Origin of the sequence: Streptomyces sp. NPDC059852 (assembly GCF_042731455.1) — a bacterium.
In the GTDB taxonomy this organism is placed as follows: Bacteria; Actinomycetota; Actinomycetes; order Streptomycetales; family Streptomycetaceae; genus Streptomyces.
Window position 1 is genome coordinate 334,681 of the sequence record NZ_JBHWJK010000004.1, and the last position, 15,478, is coordinate 350,158.

Genomic DNA, 15,478 nt, shown 5'->3' on the forward strand with positions numbered 1-15,478 from the left:
GTTCCGCCCCGCCGGGCAATTAAGCTCCCGCCCATGAGTGAGGACGGCAGAGGCCCCGCGAGACACGTGGTCGACGGGCGCTTCGAGTTGGAGGCCCGCCTCGGCGGGGGCGGAATGGGCACGGTGTGGCGCGCCAGGGACCTGGTGCTGCACCGGCTGGTGGCCGTCAAGGAGGTGCGCCCGCCCGACCGGGACCTCGCCGAGTACGACCCCGAGGGCGCACGGATGCTCCGCGAGCGCGTGCTGCGCGAGGCCAGGGCCCTGGCCCGGCTCGACCACCCGAACGTCGTCACCATCCACCACGTCGTCGACGGCGGCCAGGGCACCTACCCGTGGCTCGTCATGGAACTGGTCACCGGCGGCTCACTCGCCGACCGGCTGGAACGCGGCCCGATGACGCCGCCCGAGGCCGCACGGGTCGGCCGGGGGGTGCTGGCCGCGCTGCGCGCCGCGCACGACGCCGGCATCGAGCACCGGGACGTCAAGCCCGCCAACGTCCTGATACGGCCCGACGGACGCCCCGTCCTCACCGACTTCGGCATCGCCGCGATCCGCGGCACGACCACGCTCACCGTCACCGGCTCCCTCATCGGCACGGCCGACTTCATGGCACCCGAGCGCGTCTCGGGCCACGAGGGCGGAGCCGCCTCCGACCTCTGGTCGCTGGCGATGATGCTGTACACCGCCGTCGAGGGCCGCCACCCGCTGCGCCGGGGCACCACCCTGGCCACCCTCGCCGCCGTCCTCCACGAGGACGTGCCGCCGCCGGCCCGGGCGGGTGCTCTCGGCGACGTGCTGATGGGCGTGCTCGTGAGGGACCCGTCCGCACGGCCCACCGCCGACGCGCTGGACGGGGCGCTGGCCGCCGTCGAGTCGGGCCGCACCGGTCCCGCGCCCACCACGTCCTACCCCCTGGCACCGCCCAGCGGTCCGCCGGCCGCCCCCGTCTCCCACGGCACCTTCGGGCCGCCGCCCGTCCTGCCGCCCCCGGGGCAGGCGATGACCGTGCCCCAGCGTCCGGCCACCGCGAGCACGCGCGGCCGGGCCGTCCTGTACGGCGTCACGGGCGCCTCGCTCACCGGCGCGCTGGCGCTGCTGTGGTGGCTGCTGCCCCTCGGCACCGACGCCCACAAGGCCGACGCCGACGGCCGGCCCAGCACGTCCGCCCCCGGTCCGGACACCTCGTCCCCGTCCGGCGCGCGCACCCCGGCCGCCGACCGGTCGAAGGCGGCGGACACCGTCCCCGCGGGTGGCCTGCTCACCCCGGACGGCATCCGTACGGCCATCAAGGCGTTCGAGGAGGCGACGGGCCGGGACCGGTACGCCGACTTCACCGTCTATCCCGACCACGCCTCCGCCGAGCTCATGGTCGAGGGCAGCGACAAGAAGTACGACTCGTACACCTACTGGCCGGGGCGCGGCGTCGAGAAGGGCATCATCAGCGGCACGATCATCGGCGGCGACCGGCCCGTCCGCCTCGACGGCTTCGACTGGACGAAGGTCCCCGGCCTGTTCGAGCAGGCGGAGAAGAAGCTGAACGTCGACAAGCCGACTCTGCGGTACGTGATCCTCAAGTCGCCCAGCACCACCTTCGATACCCCGGCCGGCATGGCCGTGTACCTCACGGACGACTACGGCACCGGCTACCTCGTGGCCGACCCCCACGGCAAGGTCACCGGCGTCCACCCGGCCGAGGACTGACCCGGACGCACGGGCCACAGGAAACGCGGCGCTCCGGCTTGATAGGCAAGTGGATGCTTGCCTATGGTGGCGGGGTGGCCGACGACCTCTTCAAAGCCCTGGCCGACCCGACCCGCCGGATCATCCTCGACGAGCTGACGGAGCGGTCCGGACAGACACTGTTCGAGATCTGCGGTCGCCTCGCCATGAAGCACGGACTCGGCATCTCCCGCCAAGGCGTCTCCCAGCACCTCGCCGTGCTGGAGGCCGCCGGTCTCGTCACGACCCGGCGGGAGGGCCGCTACAAGTTCCACGACCTCGACACGGCCCCGCTGCGGCGGATCACCGAGCGCTGGCCCCTGCCCGACACCTCCGCACCCGAGGAGAACACCCCATGAAGATCCGTCTGACCAGCGTCTTCGTCGACGACCAGGCGGCGGCCCAGCACTTCTACACCGAGATCCTCGGCTTCCGGACGAAGCACGACGTCCCGATCGGCGAGAAGGACCGCTGGCTGACCGTCGTCTCGCCCGAGGAGCCCGACGGCACCGAACTCCTGCTGGAGCCCCTCGGCCACCCGGCCGCCCGCACCTACCGCGACGCCCTCGTGCAGGACGGCATCCCGCTCGCCCAGTTCGCCGTGGACGACGTCCGGGCCGAGTACGAGCGGCTGCGCGCCCTCGGCGTCCGCTTCACCCAGGAGCCCACGGAGATGGGCCCCGTCACCACCGCCGTCCTCGACGACACCTGCGGCAACCTCATCCAGATCGCGACCCAGCCCGAGTGATCAGTTCGAGCCAGTCCACGAGGAGGCGGTTCGTCTCCTCGGGCCGCTCCTGCTGCACCCAGTGACCGCAGCCGTCGAGCAGATGGGAGGAGACGAGCCCCGGCAACGTGACCGGGAACGCCTCGATGGCGTCCCCCAGCCAGGTCGTCGAGGCGTCCAGGGACCCGCCCACGAACAGCGACGGCTGGGTCAGCGGCGCCCCGTCGTACCCGGCCAGATCCTCCCAGTCGCGATCCATGTTCCGGTACCGGTTGAGCGCGCCGGTGAAACCCGTCCGCTCGAACTCCCCGGCGTACACGTCGAGGTCCGCCTCGCCGAGCCAGCCCGGCAGCCGGCCCTGCGGGAACCGGTCCCTCAGCATGCCGCCCGCGCCGACGAAGTGCGGATCGGGGGCGCCGGGCCCGGCCATGGTGTCGGCGGACAGCGCCGCGTAGAAGCCGGCCAGCCACCCCCGTACGTCGGGTTCGATCTCGGCCTCGGCACGGCCGGGCTCCTGGAAGTACGAGACGTAGAACTCCTCGTCCCCGCCGATGCGGGAGAAGACGTCGCTGGGGCGTGGTCCCCCGCGCGGCGTGTACGGCACGGAGAGCAGTCCCACCGCCCGGAAGACGTCCGGCCGCAGCAGCCCGGAGTTCGCGGCGACGGCCGCGCCCCAGTCGTGGCCGACGACGACGGCCGACTCCTCGCCGAGCGCGTGCACCACCGCGACGTTGTCCTCGACCAGGTCGCGCATCCGGTACGCCTCCACGGCCGCCGGCCCGGCCGACCGGCCGTACCCGCGGACGTCGAGCGCGACCGCCCGGTAACCCGCCGCCGCGAGGGCGGGCAGCTGGTGGCGCCAGGAGTACCAGGACTCCGGGAAGCCGTGCACGAGCAGCACGAGCGGGCCGGTGCCCTGCTCCACCAGATGGATCGCGCCGGCCGGGCCGGGGATCGTGCGACGGGTGAACCGTTCCGAGCCGTCCTGCCGTGCCATGTGTCCTCCTGCGGACGTCGCTGCCTCGCCCGAACGGCCCCCGCGCGGGCCGCCGGATCCGCCCCTGCGGTCACGCCGATCCTGCGGAGCGCGACGGCGGCGCGGCCAGCGCGTTTGCCGGTCCGGCAAACTCCCCGCCGAGGGTGTGCGGCGCTCTTTCCCAGCTGTCGCACCACGGGTGACGTGGGAAGATCTCCGCGTGAGCACCGGTTCGCCGAGAGGGAGCCCGTGGACCTGGACACCGTGGCCGACGAGCTGTACGGACTGCGGCCCGAGCAGTTCACCGCCGCCCGCAACGAACGAGCCGCGGCCGCGCGCTCGGCCGGGAACCGGGCGCTCGCCGACGAGATCGGCCGGCTGCGCCGCCCCAGCCTGTCCGCCTGGGCCGGCAACGCCCTGGTGCGCGCCCGGCACGACCAGGTCGAACCCCTCATCGAGCTCGGCGAGGCCCTGCGGCAGGCCCACCGCGACCTGGACCCCGCGCAGTTGCGCGACCTCGTGCACCAGCAGCGCCTGCTGATCGGCGCGCTGACACGGCAGGCCGCCCAGCTCGCCGCCGACGCCGGACACCCGCTCGGCCAGGACGCCCAGCGTGAGGTCCAGGACACCCTCCAGGCGGTGCTGGCCGACCCGGAGGCCGCACGGCAGTGGGCCTCGGGCCGCCTCACCAGGCCCCTCACGCCCACGGCCGCGTTCCCCGCCACCAGCGGCGAGGCCCCGCCCCGCCGTGCGGCCGGGCCGGACCGGGCGCAGCGGTCCGCGCCGGCCGAGGCGGAGAAGTCCGCCGAGGACCGGCGGCGCCGCCGTCGGCTCGCCGAGGCCCGCGAGGCGGCCGAGGAGGCCGACCGGGAACGGGCGGCGCGCGCCGCTGAGGCCGAGGAGGCGGCCCGGCGGGCGGAGGAGGTCAAGGAGAGGATCGCCGAGCTGAGGGACCGGGTGGAGACCCTGTCGAACGAGCTGAAGGACGCCGAGGCGGAACTCGCCCAGGCCCGCTCCGACGACCGTACGGCCCGCGAGGAGACGCGGGCGGCCGAGCGCCGCGTCCGCGACGCCGACCGCGCGGCGCAGAAGGCGGCCCGGCGGGTGGAGGAGCTGTCGGACGCCGGCTGACGCCCGCACCCGTCAGCCGCGCCCGTTCACGAACCCGCCCACTGGTCCGGCTGCTTCGCACCCGGCGACGCGGGCGCCGACTCCGCCTGCTCCTCGGGTGTCACGGCCCGGCCGCCCGGATGACGCAGGGCGCACAGGAAGGCGACACCGAGGGCGATCGCCATGCCGTAGAAGACCCACTGGTTGGCCTCGGCGAAGTCCATGCGGATCGCGCCCATCGCGTCCCGGATCGCGTCCGCCGCCGGTCCCGTGCCGGTGGGCCCGGCGTCGTCGCCGTTGCCCGTGACGGACTCGGTGACCCCGCGGGCGACGTCCTCCGACACGCTCGGCGAGAAGCCGCGTCCCTCCAGGGTGTTTCGGACGTTCGCGTTGGTGACGTGGGTCAGGATCGTTCCGAACACCGCCAGGCCCACGCTGGCCGCGAAGTTGCGGATGGTCTGCGTGATGCCCGTGACCTCGCCGTACGACGGACCGATGGCCCGGTTCACGGCGTCCGTGGACGCGGGGGCGAGGATGAAGCCGATCCCGGCGCCCGCGAGCGCCGCGTACGGCCACTGGTCGTGGATCGACAGGTCGGTCAACTCGCCCGCCCACAGGGCGAACCCGACGGCGCCCAGCACACACCCCAGCTTCAGCGCCGGGCGTGCGCCCTGCTTGTCGAGGATGCGGCCGCCCCACTGCGAGGCGATCGCGAAACCGGCGAAGAAGTACAGCAGGAACAACGCCGCCTGGTTCGGCGAGGCGCTCAGGGACACCTGCGCGTACACCGACGCGAAGAAGAACAGCGGCACGAACGCCAGCATCGCGAAGAACAGCACCGCGGCGTCGACACCGAACGCCTTGTCCCGGAACACCCGCAGGTCGATCAGGGGATTCCGCACCCCGAGTTCATAGCGGACGAACACACCGAGGAGCACCAGGCCGCCCACGATGCAGATCCAGGTGGCCGCGCTGTCCCAGCCCCAGGACCACGCCTGCTGGAAGCCCAGCACGCACAGCCCCATGCCGGCCGCGATCAGCACGGCGCCGGGCACGTCCAGGGTGCCCTCCCGCCGGCGGTCCGCGATCCGGGCGGCGGCGACGAGCGCCAGGGCCACGACGGCGACCGGGACGTTGACCCAGAACACCGCCCGCCAGGTCCAGCTCGTGAGCCAGCCGCCCAGGAGCGGCCCGATGGCGGTCAGCGCGCCGGAGATCCCGAAGAACAGGGCCAGGGCCCGGCCCCGCCGCTCACGCGGGAACACCGCCACCACCACCGCCAGCGCGGCCGGGAACAGCAGCGCCGCGCCGAACCCCTGGGTGGCCCGGAACGCGATCAGCCAGCCCTGGGCCGCGTCCCCCTTCGGGACGCAGCCGCACAGGACCGACGAGACGACGAAGACCAGCGTGCCGACGACGACCACCCGGCGCGGGCCGTACAGGTCCGCGAGACGGCCGCCCAGCGCGAAGAACGCCGCCAGGGCCAGCAGGTAGGCGTTGACGACCCACTGCATACCGGAGGAGGACAGACCCAGTTCCCGGACGATGTCGGGGGCCGCGATCGACACGATGGTCTGGTCGATGAACGTCATCGCGACCGCGAACATCATGGCCGCGAGCGCCACGGTCTGTCGTGGTGCCGTCTGGGAGGAGGCCGTGGACGCGCCACGCCCCGTGTACGAGCCACTCACGCGTCCAGTCTGCGCCCGACCGGGCGACCGCGCATCAGCAGCCCGCGCGCACCGAACTGCCCCCGCCGCGCGGCTCAGACGGCGGCCAGCAGCTTCTCCAGCGGGGCCGGGACACGGTCGGTGTCGAGGGCCTCCACGAGCACCCGGCCGTAGTGGATCTTGCGTCCGCTCGTCGTCCCGAAGAAGCGCCGCAGACGCTGCTGCGCGGTGCGGTCCCGCTGCGCCGGCTGCCGCAGGAACGTCGTCAGGGGGCGCAGGTCCCCTTCCGCACGCACGAGTTCCTCCACGCGCCCGATCCCCAGAGCGCGGATCAGCTCGTCCTCCAGGTCCGCCGCGCAGACGAAGAATTCGGGCCGCGCGACCCCCGCGCGCTGCCAACCGCGGGCGTAGAACGGGCTTTCGCGCTCGTCGCACAGCCCGGCCAGGCGGAGCCCCAGACCGGACGGCCCGAGCAGTTCGGCGAAGCGGCCGACGCTCATGGCACCGCCCATCGGCAGGACGCAGACGCCCTCCGCCGCCAGATCCCGTCCGCGGCGCTCGGCCAGCGCGTCGACCGCGGCCGCGTCACTGGGCCCCTCCAGCAGCACCGCCACCCGCACGGGCAGGCGCGCGGCCAGCTCCCGCGCCCGCCCGCCGTCCCCGCCGGCCGCCCACGCGGTCACGGCCTCCTGGAACGCCCCCATGTCACCCATGGCAGGAGTCTGCGCCGGTACCCCGTGCCACGCCAGTGCTTTTCGCCGCCTCCGGCACCCCTGCTCTCACACGGCGCCGACAGGTCCGTCGCCTACCCTCGTGCCTGAGGACGCCGAAGTGGCGTCCGTACGCTGCGAGGAGGCGAGGGTGCGGGGACGGGGCACGCGGTTGTTCGTGGCCGCCATGATCGTGGCCTGCGTGGTGCTCGTGGGCCCCAGCGCGCCCAGCGGGGCCGTCTTCGCCAGGGCGCTGCCCGTGGACGCGGCCGAGGCCGTCGTGCCGAACCGGGTGATGACGTGGAACCTCTGCAACCCCTGCGGGGTCAGCGACGTCGACCGGGCGGCGGAGATCGCCACCTACGCGCCGCAGGTCGTCGGGGTGCAGGAGGCGTGCGACCGGGACGTCGCCCGGATACGGGACTTCCTTGAGGCCTACTACGGCCTGGAGTACCACGTGGCGTACGGGACGGTGCTCGACAGCCTGAGCCGCTGCGGCGGACCGCCGTGGAACCCGGGCGGCTTCGGGCAGGCGATCCTCTCCGCCGCGCCGATGACGGACGTGGTGCGACGGGAGTACCCCGACGGCGGTTCGGAGGACCGCGGCTATCTGGCGGTCACCACCCTCGTGGACGGCCGGCCGATCCGCGTCTTCAACACCCATCTCGCGCAACGGCGTCAGGAGTCCGTCCGGGCGGAACAGGTCCCCGTGCTCGCCCGCGAGGTCGCCCGCTTCGACCGCGCCGTCGTGCTGGGCGACTTCAACGCCGTGCCGGAGGCGCCCGAACTCGGGCCGATGTGGAAGGTGGCCACCGACGTCGACCCCGAGTGCCGCCCCACACCCACGGGCCCGTGCGAGCCGACCACGGACTGGCAGAGCAAGTTCGACTACGTCTTCCTGCGCGGCGTCGACCCGGTCGAGCACGGGGTGCGGCCCACCGTGTACTCCGACCACCACCCGCTGCTCGCCGAGGTGGACGTGCCCTGACGCGGAAATCGTTCGCGTTCCCGCCGGGCGGGCCACTACCCTCCGCCTGTCCGTGAAGCGGCGTGCCCACAGGGGGACATGACCGCGCGGCGGCGCACCGGCGAAGGGGCCAGGCATGGAGATCGGCGGCATGAGGACGGACCGGCTCGGACTGCTGCTCGACCAGTTCGACCGCGCCCGGGAGATGGCGGAGGTCCGGCTGACCGGGCTCACCGACGAGGAGTACCTGTGGGAGCCGGCGCCCGGCTGCTGGTCGATCCGTCCGCGCGGCGAGGCGACGACCCCCAGGGCGTTCGGGCCGGGGGAGTGGGTGCTCGACCTGGGCGCCGCGGACATCCCGGCGAGCGAGTACGCCGAGGTCGCCCGGCAGGTCGCCGACGGCATGAGCGTCGAGAAGGTCGCCGAGGACTGGAGCGTCTCCGTCGAGCGGGTCGAGGAGGTCCTCGCCCACACCGGCCCCGTCGAGCCCGACCGGACGCCGGTCACCACCATCGCCTGGCGGCTGGGCCATCTGCACTACGGCTTCGCCGGGCACTGGGAGTGGGCCTTCGGCGAACGGCGTCAGGACCCGAAGCGGATGGTCGACTTCAGCCCGTCCGCCGCGATCGCGCTCGAGCGCTTCTGGGAGTCGGTCGACCGCTGGCGCCGCGCCGTCGGCTCGGTGACCCAGGAGCAGCTCGACACGATCGGCTTCTCCCAGTACCCGTACGGCTCCGACCCGGACGAGCCGTACGCGGCCGTGCTCTGGGGCGCCAACCTGGAGTTCATCCACCACATGGCGGAGATAGCCCTCCTCCGCGACCTGTGGCAGGCGCGCTCCGCCTGAGCGGACGGGGTCAGCAGGGGGCATCTCTACGTGACCGGTTCCTGTTCGTCTTCGTCCGTCGCCACCAGAGACTGGTTGAGCGCCGTCCGGGACAGGGCGACGATCCCCACCGCGATCAGCGAGACCCCGAGCACCTGCGGAACGAGCCACCAGCCGGAGCGGACGGTCTCCTCGTACAGGGTGATGCCGAGCGCGAGGCTCACCGCCGCGTCGCCCAGGGTGAGCGCGGGCTGGGAGGCGACCAGGGGCCCGGCCTGCATCGCGTTCTCCAGCAGGAACAGCGCGCACACCCCGGTCACGGCGAAGGCGTACGTCTGCCAGGCGGTGAGGAAGGCGACGATCCCGTCCTCGTCGAGAAGATGCGTGGACGCCTTGAGCAGGGCCGCCGTCATCGCGTAGCTGATCGCGGTGGCGGCCCCCAGGCAGGCTGCCCGGGCGGGCCCGCGTGGGCGTCTGAGCGCCATCACGGTGAGGGCGGCGACCAGGCCCGCGCAGACGGCGAGCGCGGGGATCCACCGTTCCAGGGACACCCGGGTGCGATCGCCGGAGGGCGCGGCGGCGGCGAGGGCGACCCCCAGCCCCACGACCACCACGGTCACCGCCACCCAGCCCGCCCCCGGCAGCCGCCGCCGCATCAGCAGGGCCGCCACGATCAGCGTCAGCGGAAGCTCCAGCACGAACAGCGGCTGCACGATCGTCAGCGGCCCGGTCGCCAGCGCGACCGCCTGGCAGACGGCGGCCCCGATGACCGCGAGGATGCCGAACAGCCAGATCGGCCGGCGCAGCAGATCGAGGATCAGCCCGGCCCGCAGCCCCTGCGAGCTGGGCACGGTGAGCGCCGCCTTGCGCTGGAGCACCGTCGCCACGGCGTTGCTCAGGGCGGCACAGACCGCGAAGACGACAGGGAGCACCGTGCCCAGCGTGGCCACCTCCCGAACGCGCCGGTTTCCTGCTCCCGCCATCCTCACCTGGGGCACGGCAGGAGCGCGATCGGAGCGCGCGGGGCGGTGCGCCCGCCGGTGTGCGTTCACCCCGCGCCTCCGCCTCCTGACGGCGGCCGCGCCCCGGACGGCACACGAGGCGGCCCGCATGCGCGGACCCGGCACAGGCCCCACCCTGGTCCCATGGTCAGCGCACAGCCCATCGTCATCTACCCGGCCGCCGAGGACGGCGGCCGGCGCGTCCGTGTGAACGAGCAGTTCGTGGGGATGGCCTACGGCCTGCTGGACATCGTCGAGTTCCTGCGCCTCGCGGGCCTGGACGACGTGGACGACGACTGGGTGCGGCGGTCGGCGCTGATCGAGTGGCGGGGCGACGGCCCCGACGGGTGGCATCCCGCGCGCGAGTGACCCGGGTGGCCCCGGCGGACCGCACCGCCGCGGTGGGTAAGCTCACGGCCGACAGCAGATCCGTGTCGGTGCGCGAGTGAGAGTGGTCGGATGCCGGAGCGCAACCTCGAGTTCGGCAAGTACGGGGCGCAGGGCCTCAAGGGGCACGAGGCGGTCGCCCGCCGGCTCGACACGCTCGCCGGATTCGTCGCCACGCCGATCACCCAGCGCCGTGGTCTGCTCGCCCGCCTGCACTACCTCACCCGCACCGAGCACGCCCGTCTGGCGGCCCGCGCGGCCGGACTGACCGTCACCGACCGGACGCTGAAGGCGTGGCTGGCGGGCCGGCGCAGCCCGTCGCGCAGGAACCTGGAGAACATCGAGGCGGCGTACCGGTCCGTACGCCGCCACAACGTCGCCCGCTACCTGCTGGCCCGCCTGAACCGTGCGGGCCGCGGCACCCGCGTCGAGTTCCACCCGGTGAACCAGTCCCAGGTGGACCGCCCCAGGCAGCGGGTGGTGGAGTACCGGACGCTGAACGTCCGCCACTGGGACCGGATCGTCGAGGCGTGGGCGCGGGACGACTCCGCCGCCCTGGACGAGGCGTGGGTCAACGACGCGACCGTGGACCTCGGTTCCGAATGGGGCCAGTACGAGTACGTGACCAACATCGGCTTCGCCGCCTGACGCAGGCGTTCCACCCAGAGGCACGTGCCGCGTGGCCCACCTCGCTAGCCGGGCACCTTGTCCTCGAACGTCGTGCCCGCCGCCCGGTAGGCGCCGACCTTGGCCGTGACCTGCGCCGGGGTGAGGACCTGGTCCTTGACGTGCAGGACGTAGTCGACCTGTTCGTCGTAGGAGCGGGGCGTGGTGCTGGTCTGGCCGGCGAGGTCGATCAGCCACTGGTTGAAGTTGATCGACATGGGCCGCTCGGGCAGATAGGCGGCGTCGTGGGTGCCGAACAGCTGCCCGTCGACGTAGTACTTGATGGAGCTGTCGTCGATGGTCAGCACCAGGTCGTGCCAGCCGGCGTAACTCTGCCGGGACTCGCTGTGCTGGTTGACGGCCTGCCAGGGGTCGGGGTTGTACGTCTCCCAGGACGTCGTGTACAGGATGTTGGCGGGCTCGCCCCAGCCGCCGTTGGGCAGGTACTCGAAGTCGTACTCCGCGTAGTCGTCGGCCATCGGGGCCTTGAGGTCGTTGATGGTGAAGAACGTCTGCACCAGGCGGTCCCCGTCCGGCCCGGACACCGGCGCGTCGGAGAACCGGACCCGCGCCGCGTAGGTGCCGTTGCGGAACTTCATGGCCTTGGTGAGGACTTCGGTCTGCTTGGTGCTCTCGGGTGTGCCCGCGGTCGAGGTCCGCAGGTTCATCACGGAGTTGCCGCCGGAGGCGGCGAAGGTGACGTTCTCCGGGGCCCAGGTCGCGCCGGGCACGCCGGGGCCGCCCGCGTTGGAGCGCACGTTCCAGCCGTTCGCCGAGATCCTCGGGTCGCTGGACGAGCTGTAGCTGAAGTCGTCGAACAGGCTCTGTCCGCCCGCCGGGGGGTCGGTGGGCGGGTCGGTCGGGGGATCGGTGGGGTCGTCGCCGACGGGAGAGGTGCCCCAGACGGTGCTGCCCGAGACCGAGGCGGTGACCTTCGTCCAGTCCGCGTACGAGGTCTGGGAGGCGCCGAAGGAGTAGTCGTCGCTCTGCCGCAGCGTCTGCCAGTCCGCCCGGTGGAAGCGCAGTTGCATGTCCCCGGTGTCGGCGCCCGGGGCGAGCGTGCCGGCCCCCGCCGTGAAGCCGATCTCCAGGTAACGGTCGGCGGTGGCCGTCGGGTGGGCCGGTGTCCCGAACGTCCCGGTGATGTTGGCGCAGCCCTTCACCGCCCAGGAACAGGCGAAGCGGTAGGCGGTCCCGGCCGCGTCGGCCTTGAAGTAGTAGCGCAGCTTGACGGAGCTCAGCGGCAGGCCCGAGCTGCCGGTGTTCCTGACCTTCAGCCAGGGTTCCGCCTGGTCCGCGGTGGCGCCCGTGGCGCTGGTCCGGTACTGCACGCTCACGCCCGCGGCGGCGGCGCTCGCGGAGCCGGGCAGGGCGGTGAGACCGGCGGTGCCGAGGGCGGCGGCCACGGCTGCCGCCAGGGCGACCCGCAGTCTGCTCGGTGTGGTTCGGGACGTCATGCCGATTCCTTCCGGACGGGATGTGGGGTTCGTCGTGCTCGGAAATCAGGGCCGTGCTGTGGGGGTGCGGTCTCAGGGGTGGCGGGGCACACCGAGCGCGTCGAGGCGCGCGAGGTGCCGGTCGAGACGTGAGCGGAACTCGGTCCAGGGCGTGGGTCCGCTCCAGGCGCGGTCCGCCAGGGCGCACAACCGGGGGTAGGTGAGGTATTCCAGGCGCGCGGGGGTCGTCGCGTACTCCGTCCACACCTGGGCCTGCGCGCCGAGGACATGGGCGGCGGCCTGAGGGGTGGCCGCCTCGGGGACCGGGTCGTGGGCGTGGACGTCCCGGAGCGTGACGACGGCTCCGGGCTGGGCCGGCAGCTCCTGCGCCCCGGCGCGCTGGGGGTGGTCGAGATAGGTGCGGCGGTGGTCGGCGTTGATGACGTCGAGACCGCGTCGCGCGGCGGCGAGGGCGTGCGCCGGGTCGCGCCAGGCCATCACCGTGAACGTGTCCGGGAGTTCGCCGCCGGTCTCGGCCCAGGCGACCGGGCGGCGTCCGTTGCGGACCAGGAACGCGCCGACGCGGGCGAGGAACCAGCCGTGCAGCGCGCCGGGTCCTTCCAGGCCCTCCTCGCGCACGCGGGCCGCGGCCTCGGCGCTCGCCGCCCACTCGGTGACGGGCACCTCGTCGCCGCCGATGTGGACGTAGGGGGAGGGGAAGACATCCATCACCTCGTCCAGCACGGTGTGGCAGAAGTCGAACACCTCGTCGTGCACGCCGAGGACGGTGTCGCAGACCCCCCACCTGGTCCACACGTCCAGGGTCCGGCCGGGCCGGTTGCCCAGATGCGGGTAGGCGGCCAGGGCGGCCCGGACGTGCCCCGGCATCTCGATCTCGGGTACCACGGTGACGCCGCGGGCCGCCGCGTACGCCACGAGGCCCGTGAGCTCGGCCCGGGTGTAGGCGCCGCCGTGCGGCACCCCGTCGTAGGTGTCCCCGTCGACGCCGACGGGGGAGCGGGACCGGTGGCCGCCGATCTCGGTGAGCTTGGGGTACGCCGGCACCGGCATCCGCCAGCCCTGGTCGTCGGTGAGATGCAGATGGAAGACGTTGATCTTGTGCAGGGCGAGCAGGTCGACGTAGCGGCGGAGGTACTCCACCGGCTGGAAGTGCCGGGCCACGTCGAGCATCGCGCCGCGCCACCGGTGGCGCGGGACATCGGTGATCTCGGCGCACGGCAGCGACCAGCGCACCCCGGCCCGCGAGGACGCCGACAGGGCCTCGACCGGCAGGAGCTGACGGATCGTCTGCACGCCGCGCAGCAGCCCGGTGGGCCGCGCCGCGCGCAGCAGCACCGAGCGGGGTCCCACCGTCAGCCCGTACCCCTCGTCGCCGAGCCCGGTGAGCGCGGGGTCGAGCGTCAGGACGACCGCCCCGTCCTCGGCGTGGTGCAGCGGGAGTCCGGTGGCGGGGCCCAGCAGCTCGCGCAGCAGGCGGGCCGCGGGCTCGGCGCCGTCGCCGACGCGTACGCCGGTGCCGGCGTCCAGGGTGAAACGGCCGCCCCGGGCGTGGGCGCGGGTGGGGCGGGGGAGCAGCGGCAGCGCCGGGGGCATGGGTGCGGGCACGGATGTCTCCCGTCTCGGTGGACCTGTGCCGAGCGACTTGACCAGTGGGCCACTGGTGAGGTGACCTCTCACTGGTCGATGAAGGTGGCATAGACCAATTGAGGCGTCAACCCTCCCCGCAGAAGGCGTTGTTGACCGCAGGAATCCCGTACTGCTCCCACTCGGGGGTGACTTGACGGCTACACTGCGTCTGACCAGTGGGTGAACTGGTCAGGTGTGCTGAGCGAGTGCGGGCTGGGGGCGGCGGCATGAAGGCGGGCGATCCGGGGGCGGTGCTCAAACGGGAGCGCGTCCGCGACCACATCCTCGGGCTCATGGAGTCGCTGCGCCCCGGCGACGCCATCCCGTCGGAGCGGACGCTGTGCGCGGCGCTCCAGGTGTCCCGGCCCACCCTGCGTACCGCCGTGGACGAACTCGTCGCCGCCGGGCTGCTGGTGCGTGAGCACGGGCGCGGCATGTTCGTGGCGCCGGAGAAGATCACCCAGGAACTGGTGCCCGACCACCGCACCATGGCCGTCCCCCGCGCGTCCGGCGTCTGGACCAGCCGCCTGCTGGAGTTCACCACCATCGCCGCCGGTGCCCGCGTCGGCCGCAAGCTGCGCCTGTCACCCGCCGCCGAGGTCGTCTACGTGGCCCGGCTGCGCCTGGTCGACGGCGCCCCCATGGCCATCGAGCACCTGCACATCCCGGCCGGACTGGTGCCCGCGCTCACCGAACGCGAACTGGAGGCCGGCGACCTGTACGAGCATCTGCACGACCGGCACGGGGTTCGCGTGAGCGAGGCGGCGCAGACCATGGAGCCGACCGTGGTCAGCCAGGCGGAGGCGAGGATCCTCGGCGTCCCGCATCTGTCGCCCGCGCTCCTCTTCGAGCGCCTCACCTACGACACGGACGGCCGGGCCGTCGAGTACGTCCACTCCCTCTACCGGGGCGACCGCTACCGCATCGTCACCCGGCTCACCCTGGGCGTGCCCGCCCCCGACGAGCACACGGCCCCGACGGGCCCCATCCCCGGCATGCCGCCCGGCGCCTTCCCGCCGCGCGAGGCCGTCGTCGTCACCGCGCGGGGGGACGTGCACGACGAACGGTGAGGCGGGGACGCGCCGCCCCGCGGCACCGATGAGTTCTCCGGCCCCCGGACGTCCATCAGGGCGACACTCGTCACGACGTACCGAGGAGACGGACATGAGCACCCAGCGGAACACCCCGGCCGACGGCTTCTCCTACACCCTCACCCGCACCCTGGACGCGCCCGTGAAGGCCGTGTGGCAGGCGTGGACGATCGCCGACCAGTACGGCCGGTGGGCGGGCGCCGAGCCCGGCTCGGTCGCGATGGACGTCCGCCCGGGCGGGGCGTGGAAGGCCACGATGGTCACGCCGGACGGCAGCAGGTTCCCCCTCACCGGCTCCTACCTCGACGTGGACCCGGACCGGCGGCTGGTCGTCGGCATGGACGTGCCCGGACGGCCCGATCCGGCCGTGATGACGGTCGAGCTCGCCGCCCGCGACGGCGACCGCACCGAGATCGTCGTTCGCCAGACCAGCCCCACCGCCGAGGAGCGCGACATGTCCGAACAGGGCAGCACGATGCTCCTGGACAGCCTCGGCGCCTTCCTGGCCGGCGCGGCGAGGAGCTGAGCGGACCGCGTGCGCGTGT

Annotated in this window: 16 protein-coding genes; 10 read left to right on the forward strand and 6 right to left on the reverse strand. The window is 73.5% G+C overall.

Features of this window, described 5'->3' with window-relative positions; translation table 11 throughout:
• The first annotated feature begins 33 nt into the window (after window positions 1-33).
• The 3 genes from ACFV46_RS07715 (at window position 34) to ACFV46_RS07725 (ending at window position 2,467) form a co-directional block, all read left to right on the forward strand.
• Window positions 34-1,701 carry a serine/threonine-protein kinase gene (locus tag ACFV46_RS07715; protein ID WP_385497381.1) on the forward strand — a complete coding sequence of 556 codons (1,668 nt, stop codon included), beginning with the start codon at window positions 34-36 and terminating at the stop codon, window positions 1,699-1,701.
• Window positions 1,702-1,775: 74 nt separating this feature from the next.
• Window positions 1,776-2,078 (forward strand): metalloregulator ArsR/SmtB family transcription factor, encoded by a 303-nt coding sequence (locus ACFV46_RS07720; protein ID WP_361933152.1) that lies wholly within the window; start codon window positions 1,776-1,778, stop codon window positions 2,076-2,078.
• Window positions 2,075-2,467, forward strand: coding sequence for a VOC family protein (locus ACFV46_RS07725; protein WP_283289032.1), 393 nt, complete (start codon window positions 2,075-2,077; stop codon window positions 2,465-2,467). The genes ACFV46_RS07720 and ACFV46_RS07725 overlap by 4 nt, the downstream gene beginning before the upstream one ends.
• Here the strand turns inward: ACFV46_RS07725 and ACFV46_RS07730 are convergent.
• Entirely contained in the window at window positions 2,439-3,443 is a 1,005-nt protein-coding gene (locus ACFV46_RS07730) for an alpha/beta fold hydrolase (protein ID WP_385497382.1), read from the reverse strand. The genes ACFV46_RS07725 and ACFV46_RS07730 overlap by 29 nt on opposite strands.
• Window positions 3,444-3,671: 228 nt before the next feature.
• Between ACFV46_RS07730 and ACFV46_RS07735 the strand changes: the two genes are divergently transcribed.
• On the forward strand, window positions 3,672-4,553 hold the full coding sequence (locus ACFV46_RS07735; RefSeq protein ID WP_385497383.1) for a hypothetical protein: 882 nt from the start codon (window positions 3,672-3,674) through the stop codon (window positions 4,551-4,553).
• A gap of 26 nt (window positions 4,554-4,579) precedes the next feature.
• On the opposite strand, the gene ACFV46_RS07740 is transcribed toward ACFV46_RS07735, so the two are convergent.
• Together ACFV46_RS07740 and ACFV46_RS07745 are read right to left on the reverse strand one after the other, a co-directional pair.
• Entirely contained in the window at window positions 4,580-6,142 is a 1,563-nt protein-coding gene (locus tag ACFV46_RS07740; RefSeq protein ID WP_385497425.1) for an MFS transporter, read from the reverse strand.
• A 155-nt stretch (window positions 6,143-6,297) separates the two neighbouring features.
• Window positions 6,298-6,915, reverse strand: coding sequence for a TOPRIM nucleotidyl transferase/hydrolase domain-containing protein (locus tag ACFV46_RS07745; protein ID WP_385497385.1), 618 nt, complete (start codon window positions 6,913-6,915; stop codon window positions 6,298-6,300).
• A 184-nt stretch (window positions 6,916-7,099) separates the two neighbouring features.
• On the opposite strand from ACFV46_RS07745, the gene ACFV46_RS07750 reads away from it, so the two are divergent.
• Both ACFV46_RS07750 and ACFV46_RS07755 read left to right on the forward strand, forming a co-directional pair.
• Complete coding sequence (locus tag ACFV46_RS07750) at window positions 7,100-7,900, forward strand: endonuclease/exonuclease/phosphatase family protein (RefSeq protein ID WP_385497426.1); 801 nt, start codon at window positions 7,100-7,102, stop codon at window positions 7,898-7,900.
• Window positions 7,901-8,015: 115 nt separating this feature from the next.
• Window positions 8,016-8,726, forward strand: a complete 711-nt coding sequence (locus ACFV46_RS07755) for a DinB family protein (RefSeq protein WP_361933163.1) — start codon at window positions 8,016-8,018, stop codon at window positions 8,724-8,726.
• A 26-nt stretch (window positions 8,727-8,752) separates the two neighbouring features.
• Here the strand turns inward: ACFV46_RS07755 and ACFV46_RS07760 are convergent, their stop codons facing one another.
• Window positions 8,753-9,688: a DMT family transporter gene (locus tag ACFV46_RS07760; protein WP_376726101.1), complete on the reverse strand. Its 936-nt coding sequence runs from the start codon at window positions 9,686-9,688 to the stop codon at window positions 8,753-8,755.
• Between the two features lie 162 nt (window positions 9,689-9,850).
• Here ACFV46_RS07760 and ACFV46_RS07765 point away from each other — a divergent pair, with 162 nt between their 5' ends.
• Both ACFV46_RS07765 and ACFV46_RS07770 read left to right on the forward strand, forming a co-directional pair.
• Window positions 9,851-10,075 carry a hypothetical protein gene (locus ACFV46_RS07765; protein WP_385497386.1) on the forward strand — a complete coding sequence of 75 codons (225 nt, stop codon included), beginning with the start codon at window positions 9,851-9,853 and terminating at the stop codon, window positions 10,073-10,075.
• 90 nt (window positions 10,076-10,165) lie between these two features.
• Window positions 10,166-10,741, forward strand: a complete 576-nt coding sequence (locus ACFV46_RS07770) for a transcriptional regulator (protein WP_283289021.1) — start codon at window positions 10,166-10,168, stop codon at window positions 10,739-10,741.
• A gap of 44 nt (window positions 10,742-10,785) precedes the next feature.
• Here the strand turns inward: ACFV46_RS07770 and ACFV46_RS07775 are convergent, their stop codons facing one another.
• Together ACFV46_RS07775 and ACFV46_RS07780 are read right to left on the reverse strand one after the other, a co-directional pair.
• Entirely contained in the window at window positions 10,786-12,216 is a 1,431-nt protein-coding gene (locus tag ACFV46_RS07775) for a cellulose binding domain-containing protein (protein ID WP_361933169.1), read from the reverse strand.
• A 72-nt stretch (window positions 12,217-12,288) separates the two neighbouring features.
• Window positions 12,289-13,809, reverse strand: a complete 1,521-nt coding sequence (locus tag ACFV46_RS07780; RefSeq protein ID WP_376726507.1) for a beta-N-acetylhexosaminidase — start codon at window positions 13,807-13,809, stop codon at window positions 12,289-12,291.
• 260 nt (window positions 13,810-14,069) lie between these two features.
• On the opposite strand from ACFV46_RS07780, the gene ACFV46_RS07785 reads away from it, so the two are divergent.
• The gene (locus ACFV46_RS07785; RefSeq protein ID WP_385497387.1) at window positions 14,070-14,912 is read left to right on the forward strand and encodes a GntR family transcriptional regulator; all 843 of its coding nucleotides are present in this window, start codon (window positions 14,070-14,072) and stop codon (window positions 14,910-14,912) included.
• A 94-nt stretch (window positions 14,913-15,006) separates the two neighbouring features.
• Complete coding sequence (locus ACFV46_RS07790) at window positions 15,007-15,459, forward strand: SRPBCC domain-containing protein (RefSeq protein ID WP_376726104.1); 453 nt, start codon at window positions 15,007-15,009, stop codon at window positions 15,457-15,459.
• The last annotated feature ends 19 nt before the right edge of the window (window positions 15,460-15,478 follow it).